Origin of the sequence: Glycomyces sp. NPDC047010 (assembly GCF_040644205.1) — a bacterium.
Taxonomy (GTDB): Bacteria; Actinomycetota; Actinomycetes; order Mycobacteriales; family Micromonosporaceae; genus Glycomyces.
Map to the genome: position 1 here is coordinate 176,326 of NZ_JBEYVY010000003.1, position 15,030 is coordinate 191,355.

A 15,030-nucleotide genomic window follows, 5' to 3' on the forward strand; every position below is an offset into this window, starting at 1 on the left:
CCATCCCCCGTACAGGAATCCAGACATGCTGCAACAGTTGGCGAACGGCGTGTTCGCAGGCTCGATCTACGCGCTCTTCGCGATCGGCTTCACGCTCGTGTTCGGCGTGCTCAGGCACCTGAACCTCGCCCATCCGGCGGTGTTCACGGCCGGCGCGTTCGTCGGCATCGAGGTCGCGGCGCGGACCGCGATCCCGATCTGGATCCTGTTCCCGGTGGTGGCGCTGTTCGGGGCGCTCGCCGGGGTCCTGGTGGAGCGCATCGCGTTCCGGCCGCTGCGCGGCCGCGACGACGAGCACTTCGCAGGGCTCATCTCCTCCGTCGCGCTCGGCGGCATCGTGATCGCGCTCCTCCAGGCGCGGTACGGCACCGACCCGCAGCACTTCGCGGCGGACTACTTCCCCAACCGGCTCTTCGAGTTCGCCGGCGTCAGGGTCACCCTGACGCAGCTGGTGACGCTCGGCCTCGCGCTGGTCCTCATGCTCGGCCTCGCGTGGCTCGTCTCGGCGACCTCGCTGGGCCGGTCCATGCGGGCCGTCGCGGAGAACCCGACCGCGGCGAAGGTCCTCGGCGTCAACGTGGGGCGGGTGACCGCCGGGACGTACGCGCTCTCGTCGGCGCTCGGCACCGTCGCCGGGGCCCTCCTCGCGCTCAACCTCGGGCAGGCCGGGCGCGACCTCGGCGCCTCGATCGAGCTGGTCGGATTCGCGGTGATCATCCTCGGCGGCCTCGGCTCATTGTGGGGCGCCATGGCCGCCGGGGTGGTCCTCGGCATCGCCGAGGCCATGACCATCCACCTGTTCGACTCCACATGGAAGAGCATGGTCGCGTTCGCGCTGCTCTTCGCCGTACTCGTGCTGCGCCCGCGCGGCCTCTTCGGCCACGTCAAGGTCAGGGAGGTCTGATGCTCGCCGGATACGAGGCCCTCATCACCACGATCGCGCTCGGCGCGATCCTCGCCTACTCGTTCCACGTGGTCCTCATGGCCGGGCAGCTCAGCCTCGGCCAGGCCGGGTTCGCGTCCCTCGCGGCCTACGCCTCCACGCTCGTCGTCCCGACCGAGCCCATCGCCGGGTCCATCTCCCCCGTCCTCGTGGGGCTCCCCTTCGGGGCGATCGTGGGCGCCGCCGCCGCGTTCGTCGTCGGCCTGCCCGTGCTGCGCCTGCGCGGGGTGTTCCTCGCCATCGCGACCATCGCGTCCGCCGAGATGATCCGCGTGTTCATCAACAACGCGGAGTGGACGAACGGCGCGCTCGGCATGCGCCTCGAACGGTGGGTCACCTTCGACTTCGCGTGGGCCGTCGTCGCGGTCCTCGCGTACCTGTTCTGGCGCCTCGGGCCCTCCCGCTCGGGCCGCGCGTTCGCCGCCGTCCGCGAGGACGAGCTCGCCGCCGGGTCCATGGGCGTCGATGTCGCCCGCACCCGCATGGCCTCGTTCGTCGCCTCCGGCGCCATCGCGGGCGTCTACGGCGTCATGTTCGCGTACTTCTTCGGGCGCATCACGCCCGTCACGTTCGACTTCAGCCTCACGGTGAACGGCCTCGTCACCGCCGTCCTCGGCGGCTACCTGGTGTTCTTCGGGCCCATCCTCGGCGCCGGGTTCCTCTGGGCCGTACCGGAGGTGCAGAACCTCCTCGGCCTCGAAGCGGGCTGGATCCACCCGCTCGTCACCGGCGTGCTCCTGCTCGCGGTGATCCTGTTCCTCCCCGGCGGCCTCTCCACCCTGTTCGCGCGCCTGCGCCGCGCGCCCGAGCGGCCCGGCCCCGACTACGCCCCGCTCGACGCCCTCGACCCGCTGCCCGACCCCGGCACGCCGCTCGCGTCGGTCACCGGCCTCGCCAAGACCTACGGCGCCGTCAAGGCCGTGCGCGGCGTCGACCTGGAGATCCGCGCCGGAGAGGTCCTCGGCATCATCGGCCCCAACGGCGCCGGGAAGACCACCCTCGTCAACATGGTCTCCGGCCTCGAACCCCCCACGGCCGGCGAGGGAACCGTCCTCGGAGTCCCGATCGGCTCGCGACCGCACCGCTTCGCGCAGGCCGGGGTGAGCCGGACCTTCCAGCACTCCAAGCTGTTCGAGCGCCTCACCGTCCTGGAGAACGTCCTCGTCGGCACGCACGTCGTCAGCCGCCCGACCTACCTGCGCCGCCTCCTGTGGCTCCCCTCGGCCCGCCGCGACGAGCGCCGCGCCCTCGCCCTCGCCTGGGCCCAGCTGGAGCGCGTCGGCCTCGCCGAGCGCGCCGCCGTGCGCCCCAGCGCCCTCTCCTACGGCGACCGCCGCCGCCTGGAGATCGCCCGCGCCCTCGCCGCCCACCCGACCCTGCTCATCCTCGACGAGCCCGCGGCCGGCATGAACCACGTCGAGGCGGCCGAGCTCGCCTCGCTCATCCGCGGCCTCGCCGACGACGGCGTCACCGTCCTGTTCATCGAGCACAACGTGAAGATGGTCCTCGAAGCCTGCACCCGCCTCGTCGTCCTCGACTTCGGCGAGGTCATCGCCGAGGGCGAGCCGCGCGAGGTCGCCGCCGACCCGAGGGTCATCGAGGCGTACCTGGGCACCGAGGCAGAGCACGAGGAGTCCGAACATGTCTGAACCGATCCTCGAAGTCGAGTCGCTCAAGGTCGCCTACGGGCGCGTGCAGGCCGTCAGGGACGTGTCCTTCAGCGTCCCCGAAGGCGGCCTCCTCGCGCTCGTCGGCGCCAACGGCGCGGGCAAGAGCTCCGTGCTCGCCGCCGCCTCCGGCCTGGTCCGCCCCTCCTCAGGCCGCATCCGCTACGAGGGCGAGGACGTCACCCGCCGCCCCGCGCACCGCCGCGTCGCCGCCGGACTCGTCCTCGTCCCCGAGGGCCGCCAGATCCTCGGCACCCTCACCGTCGCCGAGAACCTGCTCCTCGGCGCGCACCGGCGCCGCCGCCAGGCGGCCCCCGAATCCGAGATGTACGACCTGTTCCCCGTCCTGGCCGAGCGGCGGGCCCTGCCCGCCGGATCGCTGTCCGGCGGCGAGCAGCAGATGCTGGCGATCGCACGCGCGATGATCGCCAGGCCGCGGGTCGTCCTCCTGGACGAGCCCTCGATGGGGCTGGCCCCCAAGATGGTCGACGAAGTGTTCACGGTCATCGAGAAGATCCGCGCCTCGGGCGTGACCGTCGTCCTGGTCGAGCAGAACGCCCGCCGGGCGCTGCGCGCGGCCGACACCGGACACGTCCTGGAGACCGGGGAGATCGCGCACAGCGGCCCCGCCTCCGAACTCCTGCAAGACCCCCGAGTCGTGAAAGCCTATCTGGGCGTCGAATAGCGCCGGCGCCCGCCGAAGGAACCCCTGAGATGAACGATGAGCTAGCCGAGTCCCCGCCGTCGCAGTCCAAGCGGCGCCAGCGCGGCGGTCCCTGGTCCCGCATGAGAATCCGGACCAAACTGACGATCATGCTGCTCGTCCCGGCGCTCACCCTGGCCGGGATGGTAGCGCTCCGTCTGGTCGAGTCCGCCGACGAGGCCCGCGACATCGGGGCGACCGCCGACGCGGTCGAACTCGCCCGCGACGTCAACGACGTGATCGTCGCGATCCAGGCCGAGCGCAAGGACGCCGCCCGGCTCGTGTACCAGGAGCAGACCGGCGTCACCGACGTCGAGTCGATCCAGAACTCCTTCAGCGGCAACGAGACCGACACCGGGGCGGCGCTCGAATCGCTCGCCGCGACCCGCGCCGCGCTGAGCCTGGACGCCGAGTCCCAGGCGCTCCTGCACCGCGCCGACGCGCCCCTGGAGCGGCTCGGCATCGCCCGTGAAGCCGTCCACGACGGCTCCGTCGCCGCGGTCCACCTCACGGTGTACAACTCCGTGGTCTCGCGTCTCGCGGCCGTCCTCGACCACGCCGTCGACCTCGCCGGGACCTCGGAGCTGACCCGGATCGTGCGCACCGCGGCGCTCCTGGCCGCCATCGACGAGTCGTCGGAGCAGATCCGCATGCTCGTGCTCTCGCTGGAGGACGGCAAGCCGCTCGCGGGCAAGCACCGGACCTTCATGCGGCTCACCGCCGCCCGCGAGGAGTCGCTCGCGGAGTACCGCCGCATCGCGGCCCAGACCGACCCCGACGCCGCCGTCTTCGAGGTGGGCGGGCTCGGCGCCGCCGACGCCCGCGAGGCCAACGCGTTCGAGAGCACCATCGCGGGTTCCCGCTCCGACGAGGAGCAGGAGGTCGAGCACTACGCGCTCATGGCCGCCTACGACGCCCGGCACTCGGCCACGGCCGAGCTGGTGACCGCCTCGCTCGACGAGGCGACCGCCGAGGCCCAGGCCGTCAGCGCCGCCGCCATCCGAAGGCTCGCAACGGAATCGATCATCGCCGTCGTGGCGCTCGCGATCGCGTTCCTCATCGCGTTCACGATCGGCCGCTCGGTCACCCGGGGTCTGCGCGACCTCTCGGGCTCGGCCCGGCAGATCGCCATGGTGGACCTCCCGCAGGCCGTCAAGCGCGTCGACCAGCAGCAGGGCCTGGGCGGGCTCAGCCCGTTCGAGTACGCCGCCCGCACGACCCCGCCCATGCAGGTGCGCGGCGACGACGAGCTCAGCGAGGTCGGCGAGGCGTTCAACATCGTCCACCGCGAGGCCATCCGCGTCTCGGCGCAGCAGGCCCTCCTGCGGTACCACGTCGGCGCGATCTTCGTGCGCCTCGCCCGCCGCGGCCACTCGCTCACCGGGCGGCTCACCGCCGAACTGGACGCGGCCGAGCAGAACGAGCAGGACCCCGAGCGCCTCCAGCGGCTGTTCCGCCTGGACCACCTCGCCTCGCTCATCGGGCGCGCGAACGACTCCCTGCTGGTCCTCGGCGGCTCCTCGGCCGCGAAGGTCCGCACCACCGACGCCTCGCTCGACGACGTGCTCATCGCGGCCCAGAGCCGCATCGAGTACTACACGCGCATCGAGGCCGCCGCCGACGAGGGCGCGTGGGTCAAGGCCGACCACGTGGACGACGTCGTGCAGCTCCTCGCCGAGCTCATGGACAACGCGACCCGCTACTCGGAGTCGGCCGCCGAGATCACCGCGCGGGTGCTGACCGGCAAGGTCATCATCCAGGTGCGCGACCACGGCATCGGGATCGAGCCGGACCGGATGGAGCGGTTCAACGACCGCCTCCGCCGCGACACCCCGGTGGACCTGGAGGCCATGCAGGCCATGGGGCTCACCGTGGTCGGGTTCCTCGCGGGGCGGCACGGCATCGAGGTGGAGCTGCGGCCGTCGATCGGCGGCGGCGTCGTCGCCGAGATCGCCGTGCCCGGCACGCTGCTGTCGTTCACGCCGCCGCCGCGCAGCCAGCGCCAGGCGAGCCTGATGGGCGGCACCGCCGGGGCCCGGACCGTCCCGGTGCCGCGCCCGCGGCGCAACGCCCCGCTGTTCGGCCGCGCCGACGGCGCCGACCCGCAGGCCGCCCAGGTCCCGGGGCAGCGCCAGCCCGCCAAGCACGTTGCGCCCGAACCGAAGGCGCTACCTGCGGGTCCGAGCCCGCGAGTATCCGCTGTGGACGATACCCGTCCGCTCCCGGTACTCTCCTCATCGACGACGGCCGTGCTCTCCGAGCTCCCGGAGATCAAGTTCGACGTGACCGTGGTGCACGCCGACCCGTCCCTGCGGGCCGGTCACGCACTCCCCCAACCGAAGAAGCCCCCCACATTCGGGCCGAACGGCCTGCCGCGGCGGGACCCGATGACGAATCTGGTCCCCGGCGCGGTCGCCCCCAGCCCGGGTCAGGACGGGATGGTCATCGAGCGCAATCCCCGGAGCATCGGCGCGACGTACTCCGCGTACGCCCGCGGCCTTTCGAGCAGCAGGACCGCTGGACCCCAAAATGAGAAATGACCCGGAGAACGATCATGAACACCACTAGTGCGCAACTGGACTTCCTTCTCAACGACTTCGTCGGCCGGGTGCCCCACGTGACGCACGTGATCGCCGTGGCCGCGGACGGGCTGCTCATCGCCTCGAACAACACGCTGCCGCGCGATGAGGCCGAGCGCCTGTCGGCCATCGCGTCCGGTCTGACGAGCCTCCTCGCCGGTGCGGCCAGGTCGCTCCAGGCCGACCCGGTCATCAGCAACCTGACCGAGATGAACGGCGGCTTCATGTTCTCGATGTCGGTGTCGAGCGGGGCGAGCATCCTCGCCCTCGCCGGCCTCAACTGCGACATCGGCCAGGTGGGCCACGAGCTCGCCAACCTCATCAACCAGGTCGGCCCGGCCCTCACCCCGGCCGCCCGCCAGATGTACGCCGCCCAGTACCAGCAGCGCTGACCCGCACAAAGAAGGCCGGGCCCCGCACTACGCGGGGCCCGGCCTCTTCGCTAGCGCCTCAGCCGTACAGGTCGGCGAGCCCGACCAGGAGGACGTCATCCCGCGAAGCGGCCAGTGCGGTCAGGTGCTCGTTGAAGCCGTTGCCCGACATGCACATCAACCGGGTCTCGTCAGTGTTGAACGTGCCGGCGGCACCGATGAGCGCCCGGATCCGCTCCAACCGCTCCAAGTGGCCGCGGCCCATGACGTCCTGCCATTTGGCCTCCCCGATCGCGAGGAGGCGAGGCGGTCCATGGTCGGCGGCGGCGATGACGGCGACGTCGACTTCATGTGAGGTTCTCGCTGCGGGGTCGTTGACCACACCGCTGCCGACGGTCGTGGGCAGACCGCCGAACAGGTCGGGGTCGGCGTGGTACAGCACCCATTCCCGGCACAGTTCCTCGAAGTGCGGGCCGAGGATCTTGCTGGCGAACCGGTGACGGCTGGCTGCCCAGACGCGCTCAGCCATGCCCTGGCGTTGGAGCTGATCCCATACGGGTCGCATGACCCCGGCGTAGAAGGCGATGAGCGGTTCGGCGATGCGGTAGGCCGACCGGTTGCGGCGGAAGGCGTCGGCGTCGCGGCGCAGGAGCCCGATGTCCTCCAGGACCTGGATCGGGTGCGCAATGTCGACAGCCTTCCGTTCCAGGTAGGAGGCGATGCCGCTGCGCGTGGCGTTGCCATCGGCGACGGCGGAGAGGACCGAGAGGTAGAGCGCGGGGTCGCGCACGTCGGCTTCCTCGGCGAGCAGGTAGCGCCCCTCGCGGAACAGCGGCGTCTGGGGGTTGAGGACGGTTCGGACGACCCAGTCGTCGAAGTCGTCGAGACTCTGCGGGGTGTCGCCGCGCAGGAACTCGTTCGGGTAGGCGGGGGTGCCGCCGACGATGGCGTGCGTCCGCACTGCCAGCGCAGGGTCGCCGATCCCCCAGAACTCGGCTGCCATTCGGTAGTCGAGTGGCGGGACGAGCAGTTCGAGTCCAGCGCGGCCGCGGAGCGGCGCGCCGCCGGACAGGAGTCGGCCCATGAACGACATCGCGGAGCCGCACAGCAGGAGGCGGGTCCGGGAGCCGGTGCGTTCAGGTCGGAGCGGGCCGAACGCCTGCTGGAGGATCGATGGGAGTTCAGGGTTCGCACGGGCCAGGTACGGGAACTCGTCGATGACGACCGGGACGGGGCGTTCGCGCCCGAGTGCGAGGACCGCGTCCACGGCTTCGAACCAGTCAGCGAAATGGTAGGCGCTCGGAGGGCTCACGTACCGGGTGAGCGAGTCGCTGAATCGTCTGAGCGACTCGGCGTCGGCTGCCTCAGTAGCCCCGAAGTAGAACCCACCGGCAGCGCGTACCACCGCATCCAGCAGGAAGGTCTTCCCTTGACGCCTGCGCCCCGAGACCACCCCGAGCGTCGCCCCTTCCCGCTCGCTCGACACGAACTGCTCCAGCGCCGCCCATTCGACCTCTCGGTCGAACATCTCCTTCGGCTTCCGCACGTCGCCTCCGTTTTATAGGTCTGCAGTTTACAAAACTATAGACCTATAATACTTGCCAGGCGCGTGAACCTGCGGGCCGACAATCTGGACGCACCGGCAGAGTCACGCTTCGCAGTACCCCCGATGTCGGACTTCACGAATACCATCGGTCGATGGAGTCCCCCGTAACACTCGGCCAAGCGCTGAAATCCCTCAGGCAAGAAGTCGCACAAGCCGTCTACGACTCGTCCGATTCGCAGATTCGGTTCCGTGCCAAAGAAATCGAGGTTGAGCTGACCTTGCAGGTGACTGCGAGCACCGCGGCAGAAGCCGGGGTCAGCATCTGGAGCGTCGTGACCGGCAGGGCCTCCGGCTCCGACAGCACTGCACAGACGCACAAGGTGCGGCTCGTCCTGGAACCCGTCGGGATCGACGACTCCGGCCGACCGCAGGAGTTGCTCCTTTCCGACGAGCGCCGGATCTGACGTGGGGGAAGATTGACCGCTTTCGAATCATTGATTCCCGTCCAGGTGACATCGCAGAAGACGCAAAGCGGATTCATCGCGGCGCCCGGGGTGGTCATCACCGCAGCACACGGCATTGATCCGGACACTGAGGTCAGCATCCGCCGCCCCGGGGAGTCGACCTCGGACCCGGCCCGCCTGGTGTGGTGCGGAGACTTCGAGCAAGGCGGCCCACTGGAAGACATCGCCGTGCTCTCGTTCGATGCCCAGAAGTCTCCCGGACATCATGTTCGGTGGGTCAAACCTTTGGCCCACAAGCGGCTGCAGGTCCGGATGCTCGGGTTTCCATCGGCATCCTCCGACGGGACTCTGCGTTCGAGCGAACTCGAAGCGATCGACGCCGACGCCATCCTCCTCACTGAAAACGAGCCAGGTCTTCTCCAGCTTGACGTCCAAGGTTCGCTGCCGCTCACACCGGCGGGATGGGAAGGGCTCTCAGGTGCCGTGCTCCTCTCAGCCGACGGGAGAGTCGCGGGCATGCTCGTCAGGACCAAGTCGGGTTGGAGACACGACCGGCTCCAGGCCATTCCGGCTCAGGCCGTGCTTCGTCCCGAAGTCGCTCAGGTCCTCGCCGAAGCGGACGCGGCACCTCAGGCGTCCTTCGACTGCCCGATCGTCAAGCCCGCGCACATCGCCACTGACCTGGAGGCACCTCATGTGCCTGTTTCCTGGTACTTCCAGTCTCGTCGCGCAGTAGTCCCGTTCGTCGAGGAGGGACAGGCCGAAACCATGGACGCACTGCGTTCATGGTGCGAGGCAGCGGAGCCACTCGGCGTGAAACACCTGGTCGGGACCGCGGGTTCGGGCAAGACCCGTCTCGCAGCAGAGCTCTGTCAACGAATGGAGCACGAGTCCGGATGGATCGCCGGGTTCAGCCACGAGGGGGCGCAAGAACACTGGGACGTCTACGTGCCGAACCGGCACCTGCTGATCGTCTTCGATTACGCGCAGCAGTGGGAGCAGGAGATCCAGGCGTTTCTGAGGCAGATCACGACGCTGTTGGACGAGGGTCGGCTGAGGTCGAAGGTCAGGGTCCTGCTGCTCTCGCGGTCTACGGGCGATCTCATCGAGCGCTGTGATCACCGCAGTGTTCTGGCGACGCTCCGCCAGCGCGACCTCGGGTTCACCCTTGAGCTCAAGACTTCCGGCTTCACCGGCGACCGGCGGCGGGCCCATCTCGAAGCCGCGTTTCGGATGTTCTGCTCGCCTGAGTTCGGTCCTGCATCGACCCCGACGTTGCCGGATGTCGAGGACGCCCAGTACAGCAGTCCGCTGCTCGTCCATATCGCCGCGTACTTCGGATCGCAGGGTGATTCCGTTCCGCGCCCCGGAAGCTCCGACATCCAGTCCACGCTGCTCACCCAGCTTCTCCAGAGGGAGGGGGACATCTGGCTCGAACTCGCGAATAAATACGGCGACAGGACGTTTCGCTCCCGGGAGCAGGCTTCCGCTGCCGTGCTGATCCTCTCGCTCGCCCGGCCGCAGATCGAGGAGGCCGGCACACTCCTGTCTGCCAGCCCGAGCTGGGAAGGCGCAAGTGTCCTGGACCGCCGCGATGCCGCCAAAGCCACCAGCCACCTGTACCCGTCCCCTGAGACTCCGGCGATCACCGCCCCGTCCAACGAGACCCGTATCGGTGCTCTCGAGCCCGACCTGCTCTTGGAACACCTGCTGGCGACGTTCCCCGACCGGAACCGGCTACTGAGGGAGCTGCACGACCACAAGGCGCTTCGCGCCCCGCATCGAGCAAGATTCCTGCAGGTCCTGGCGCTCACCCGGGATCACTATCCGTCCGTGGAGGGCGATTTCCAGAACTACATCGGGAGCATCCTGTCCAGCCTGGTCGACGATGAGGATGCGGACAAGCTGACCGTTGGGGAACTGCTGGTCGCCTCGATGCCCCAGCTCATCGAAGGGGCAGCCGTCAAGATCCGCAAGAATGAAGGCAATCAAGTCGCCAACTACCTTGCCAGCGCGATCCAGTACTGCGACGCGAATCCGGATCTCGCCGAGCGATGCTCGGAGGCATCGATCTGGATGCCAAGGCCGAATCCGGAGATTTCTAACTTGTCATTGGTGCTGGCGGAGCGTTCCATCGAGTACGCCGAGACGGTTCCCGACAGGAAGGCGATCGTGGCGATGCTCCATCGGCTGGGCCTCTTCCAAGCCGACTGCGGGGAATGGAGTCGGAGCATGATGAGCGCTCGCAGGGCGATCGGCATCGTCGACGACCTTCCCGAGCACGATGTCGACCACCTTCAGATGAAGGCGCTGAATCTGAATCTGCTCGGAGCGGGCCTCTGCAGGTTCGATCGGCCCGCAGAAGCCGCGTCCGCGTTGAAGGCCGGTCTCGAAATCTCCGCTGAGCACCGTGCCGATCATCCTGACAAGTTCGACGGAATTCATGTAGAGCTGTCAGCGAATCTGGCACGAGTACTGTCCGAGACCGGGGATGCGGCAAGCGCATTGGAGATGCTCCAGTTGCTGCAGGAGGAGTCTGAGGCGGAGAGCCCACAGCACCGCATTCAGCTCTTGAACAACCGCGGGTTGTTTCATCAACAGAACGGTGATCTGGACGAGAGCCTGACCCTGCTTGAAGCGGCGGCTTCGGTGTGCCGCATCCTCGCCGGACAACGACTGGCACAACATCGCCAGCTCTTGGTGGAAGTCCTTCAGAACCTCAGCGGGACGTACAGTCGACTGGGCCGTCGGACGGACGCATTGGAAGCCTCGAAGGAGGCAGCCGGACACGCGCAGCAACTTCATGACCTCAATGCGAATGCATATGTCGGCCTGCTGGCAGGAGCGCTCGATAATCTCGGAATCGATCTCCTGGCCACCGGGGCATTTGAGGAAGCGATTCCAGTCATCGAGCGCTCCCTCCAACTGATCGAGGATCGGGTCGAAGCAGACCAGGCGATCAGATCCTCCTACGCCAAGATCCAGGCGAACCTGGCTCAGGGCCTCGCTCTCACCGGTGATCTCGACGGTGCGATGGAAGTCCTGACTTCGGCAATCGGACTCCAGCGTGAACTTGTAGCGCGATCACCGCAGACCCAGCGGGAGACACTTCGTGAGATGACCGGCCAACTGAGAGACCTCATCGAAGCGCTCGAATCACGCGACCGGAGGTTCGGGCTGGGAGGTGGGGACTCGTGACCGGATCATCGATCCTCATCGAATCCCACTACCTCGTTCAGGACCTGCATCCAGTCAACAAGCACCTCTTCGTCGACCGGTCCCGCAGGCTGTCGCGAACCGAAAGCTACGACCTCATCGACCGTCAGCGCGAGGATCGAGGGGTCACGCAGGTCAATGACGGCTTCGTCGACGAACGACCGGAGCGTCTCATCGGGAGTTCCATCGCCCCAACGACGTTGGAACTGAGGAAGTTCCCTGGCGATCGCCGCGAGTGCCGTGGCCTGCAACGCCGCCAGCACCGCAACTCTGTCCCGGTCGAACTCCGAAGCCCGACGCTTGACCGCTTCGATGACCTTTCTCATCTGCTTCCGCTCGATGTTGTCCTCACTGACACCTCGCAGCCGGATCTCGTCGGCCGGGTCCAGAAGGAGCACTCGCGATTGCTCTTCTGTCAGGTGGTGCGCGAAACGACGGTCGTACTCTGCGAGCTCTGCGGTCGTCAGAGTATGAAGGTTCTCTTCGGCAATGAGCATGCCGACATCAGCGCAGGCCAAGAACATCGCCCGCTCTGTCGGGTCCTCCGACCGCATCGCAAAATCCCGGAGCCCCTGATGGAACTCGGACTGGAAGACCTTCGGGTCGATAGGAGTCGGCTCGTCCGACCGGTCGGGATCCCAGAAGACCGGGTCCCCTGGGCCGGGACTTCTTCCGAACGTCGCTTCGAACATCCTGCGCTGCTCTTCGATGATCGGCCTCACCTTCGCCGCCGCTTGAGGGGAGAGCGACACCATGGTGCTGCCGTCGTAGTTTATCCGTCGCTGATTCAGCTCTGGCGCATTCGACCGCTCCACAACCAGGTCCGCATGGCGGAGATCAGACTCGATCTCCTCCAGTAGTTCCATCGCCGACGTCTTCGCTCGGGCACCACCACTCGCCGATGCCCATTCAGGTTCGTGCCGGGCAATGATTCCGCCGTGCCCCAGTTCAACAGCCATCTCACGGAAGATGATGAGCGGTGAGCTCATCCAGCGCCGATCCGCCGTCTCTACCACCGAGTTCGCTCCGGGGGCCTCCTTCGCAGCGAGGAGCGCGTCGTCGAGTGTCCAGCCCTGGCGCGTGGCCGCATATGCGATGTCGACGATGCGGCAGATCGGGGAGTCCTCCCGGAGACCCGCGCTCCACGCGAACGCTCGACCGGGCAGGTCCGATATCGTCTCGTCCGAGTCGGCGACCAGGGAGAGATACAGGCCCAGAACGATGATGTCGGGTTCTGCATCGTGCATTTCCGGTTCATCGCCGCGAAGTCTCCGAAGTCCGTTCCGAAGCGCCTCCAACACGGTCGGATTGTCACGTGGTTCCTCCGCTTCCTCCCAGAACCAGCGCAGCCAGGATTCAGATGTAGGGCCGACGGTGATCTCGCCGAGATCGACATCCGCGAACCCGGTCGCCACGCGACTTCCTTGAAGGACTCGCCCAGGGAGCAACCTCCCGGGAATCCGGTACCGGTGAAAGCCTTGCTTCTCCAGAAAGTGGTTGAGGGAGAGCAGGAAATCCCCGTCATCGACCGGAACCCCCGCATCGAAACTCTGATCTACCACCAGCGTCACGAATTCGCATATCCAGGTGTGGATCTTTTCGCCCCGAACCTGGCGGAGCCAAGTTGCGAGCGAGTTCGACAGTTCATGGACGTCTGCGAAGCGCTTGGGAAAGATCATCCCGAGGAAGAGTGTTTCGAGAGGACCGAGATCGTTGTACCAGGAGAGATCCTCGCGCGCGTCAGTCTGCTGCATTCCGAGCGCCCCGTATCCGAATGCAAATGCACCGGCTATGGACATCTTCTCAGGCGATTCAAGCTTCAGCCTGTTAGCGAGTTCTGTCATACCGAGCTCGTCGAATTCGTTCATCGGTACCTCCGGGGGACCGGAAAAGCTCGTGACTGATGAGGTCTGCATGCTAGCAGCCGAAACGGCGATGGGCCGGGAGCCGCGAAGCGGCTCCCGGCCCATCGGTCGAGGTACTGAAACCTAGGCGGTTTCCGTGATCTTGCGCTGGACCCAGGGCATGAGGTCGCGCATCTTCTTGCCGACCTCTTCGAGCTGGTTGTCGGTCTGGACGGCCTGGAGCTTCTTGAAGTTCTCGCGCTTCTCGGACTCGGCGACCCACTCCTTGGCGAAGGTGCCGTCCTGGATCTCGCCGAGGATGCGCTTCATCTCCTTGCGGGTGTCGTCGTTGATGATGCGCGAGCCGCGGGAGACGCCGCCGTACTCGGCGGTGTCGGACACGGAGTACCACATGTTGGTGAGGCCGCCCTCGTAGATCATGTCCACGATGAGCTTGAGCTCGTGCAGGCACTCGAAGTAGGCGGCCTCGGGCGCGTAGCCCGCTTCCACCAGGGTCTCGAAGCCGGCGCGGATGAGCTCGGCGGTGCCGCCGCAGAGGACGACCTGCTCGCCGAACAGGTCGGTCTCGGTCTCCTCCTTGAAGGTGGTCTTGAGGACGCCGGCGCGGGTGCCGCCGATGGCCTTCGCGTAGGAGAGGGCGACGGCCTGGGTGTCGCCGGACGGGTCCTGCTCGACCGCGACGAGGGCCGGGACGCCCTTGCCGTCGACGAACTGGCGGCGGACCATGTGGCCCGGGCCCTTCGGGGCGACCATGGCGACGTTGACGTCCGCGGGGGCCTGGATCAGGTCGTAGCGGATGTTGAAGCCGTGGCCGAAGAACAGGGAGTTCCCGGCGGACAGGTTCGGCGCGATCTCGTCGGCGTACAGCTTGGCCTGCACGGTGTCGGGGACGAGGATCATGATGACGTCGGCCCACGCGGCGGCCTCGGCCGGGGTGAGCACCTTCAGGCCCGCCTCCTCGGCCTTGGGGCGCGACTTCGACCCTTCCTGGAGGCCGATGACGACCTCGACGCCGGAGTCCCGCAGGCTCAGCGAGTGGGCGTGGCCCTGCGAGCCGTAGCCGAGGACGGCGACCTTCTTGCCCTGGATGAGGGCCAGGTCGGCGTCGTCGTCGTAGAACACTTCAGCGGACATGCAAATGCTTCCTTCTTGACTAGCTATTCGGTGAGACGTAGCGCGACAGCGAGGCCATCGATTTGGCCCCCCGCCCGAGTGCGACCGTCCCCGACTGGACGAGCTCCTTGATCCCGAACGGCTCCAGGACTTCCAGGAACGCCTCGATCTTGTCGTGGTTCCCGGTGACCTCGAAGGTGACCGTGTCGGGTGTGACGTCGACCGAGCGGGCCTTGAACAGCTCGGCGGCGGCGATCACCTGGCCGCGGGTGGCGGCGTCGGCGCGGACCTTCACCAGCAGCAGTTCGCGCTGCACGGAGGAGCCCGCTTCGAGTTCCACGATCTTGAGGACGTGGACGAGCTTGTTGAGCTGCTTGGTGACCTGCTCCAGCGAGCCCGCCTCGACGTCCACCACGATGGTGATGCGGCTGACGCCGGGGTGCTCGGTCAGTCCGACGGCGAGGGACTCGATGTTGAAGCCGCGGCGGGAGAACAGCGCGGAGACGCGGGCGAGGACGCCTGGCTTGTTCTCCACGAGCACGGAGAGCGTGTGCTTGCTCATC

At 67.6% G+C, this 15,030-nt stretch carries 11 protein-coding genes; 7 read left to right on the forward strand and 4 right to left on the reverse strand.

Annotated features, from left to right (window positions below; all coding sequences use genetic code 11):
* Positions 1 to 25: 25 nt before the first annotated feature.
* Genes AB0A65_RS07275 through AB0A65_RS07295 form a run of 5 tightly spaced genes read left to right on the forward strand, consistent with a single transcriptional unit; the run spans position 26 to position 6,284 of the window.
* Complete coding sequence (locus tag AB0A65_RS07275; RefSeq protein ID WP_359947715.1) at positions 26 to 904, forward strand: branched-chain amino acid ABC transporter permease; 879 nt, start codon at positions 26 to 28, stop codon at positions 902 to 904.
* On the forward strand, positions 904 to 2,592 hold the full coding sequence (locus AB0A65_RS07280; RefSeq protein WP_359947718.1) for a branched-chain amino acid ABC transporter ATP-binding protein/permease: 1,689 nt from the start codon (positions 904 to 906) through the stop codon (positions 2,590 to 2,592). Before AB0A65_RS07275 ends, AB0A65_RS07280 begins: the two co-directional genes overlap by 1 nt.
* Complete coding sequence (locus AB0A65_RS07285) at positions 2,585 to 3,295, forward strand: ABC transporter ATP-binding protein (RefSeq protein ID WP_359947721.1); 711 nt, start codon at positions 2,585 to 2,587, stop codon at positions 3,293 to 3,295. Before AB0A65_RS07280 ends, AB0A65_RS07285 begins: the two co-directional genes overlap by 8 nt.
* A 29-nt stretch (positions 3,296 to 3,324) precedes the next feature.
* Positions 3,325 to 5,853: an ATP-binding protein gene (locus AB0A65_RS07290; protein ID WP_359947724.1), complete on the forward strand. Its 2,529-nt coding sequence runs from the start codon at positions 3,325 to 3,327 to the stop codon at positions 5,851 to 5,853.
* 14 nt (positions 5,854 to 5,867) lie between these two features.
* Positions 5,868 to 6,284 carry a roadblock/LC7 domain-containing protein gene (locus AB0A65_RS07295; protein WP_359947727.1) on the forward strand — a complete coding sequence of 139 codons (417 nt, stop codon included), beginning with the start codon at positions 5,868 to 5,870 and terminating at the stop codon, positions 6,282 to 6,284.
* Positions 6,285 to 6,342: 58 nt separating this feature from the next.
* Here the strand turns inward: AB0A65_RS07295 and AB0A65_RS07300 are convergent, their stop codons facing one another.
* Positions 6,343 to 7,809 carry an ATP-binding protein gene (locus AB0A65_RS07300; RefSeq protein WP_359947730.1) on the reverse strand — a complete coding sequence of 489 codons (1,467 nt, stop codon included), beginning with the start codon at positions 7,807 to 7,809 and terminating at the stop codon, positions 6,343 to 6,345.
* 152 nt (positions 7,810 to 7,961) lie between these two features.
* On the opposite strand from AB0A65_RS07300, the gene AB0A65_RS07305 reads away from it, so the two are divergent.
* Positions 7,962 to 8,273 (forward strand): trypco2 family protein, encoded by a 312-nt coding sequence (locus AB0A65_RS07305; protein ID WP_359947733.1) that lies wholly within the window; start codon positions 7,962 to 7,964, stop codon positions 8,271 to 8,273.
* A gap of 12 nt (positions 8,274 to 8,285) precedes the next feature.
* A complete protein-coding gene (locus AB0A65_RS07310) occupies positions 8,286 to 11,471 on the forward strand; it encodes a tetratricopeptide repeat protein (protein ID WP_359947736.1) in 3,186 nt (1,061 codons plus the stop codon).
* A gap of 5 nt (positions 11,472 to 11,476) precedes the next feature.
* Here the strand turns inward: AB0A65_RS07310 and AB0A65_RS07315 are convergent, their stop codons facing one another.
* The 3 genes from AB0A65_RS07315 to ilvN form a co-directional block, all read right to left on the reverse strand.
* Complete coding sequence (locus tag AB0A65_RS07315; RefSeq protein WP_359947739.1) at positions 11,477 to 13,357, reverse strand: hypothetical protein; 1,881 nt, start codon at positions 13,355 to 13,357, stop codon at positions 11,477 to 11,479.
* Positions 13,358 to 13,477: 120 nt separating this feature from the next.
* Positions 13,478 to 14,488, reverse strand: a complete 1,011-nt coding sequence (gene ilvC / locus AB0A65_RS07320; RefSeq protein WP_106364847.1) for a ketol-acid reductoisomerase — start codon at positions 14,486 to 14,488, stop codon at positions 13,478 to 13,480.
* A 19-nt stretch (positions 14,489 to 14,507) separates the two neighbouring features.
* Positions 14,508 to 15,029, reverse strand: a complete 522-nt coding sequence (gene ilvN, locus AB0A65_RS07325) for an acetolactate synthase small subunit (RefSeq protein ID WP_359948678.1) — start codon at positions 15,027 to 15,029, stop codon at positions 14,508 to 14,510.
* Position 15,030: the final 1 nt, after the last annotated feature.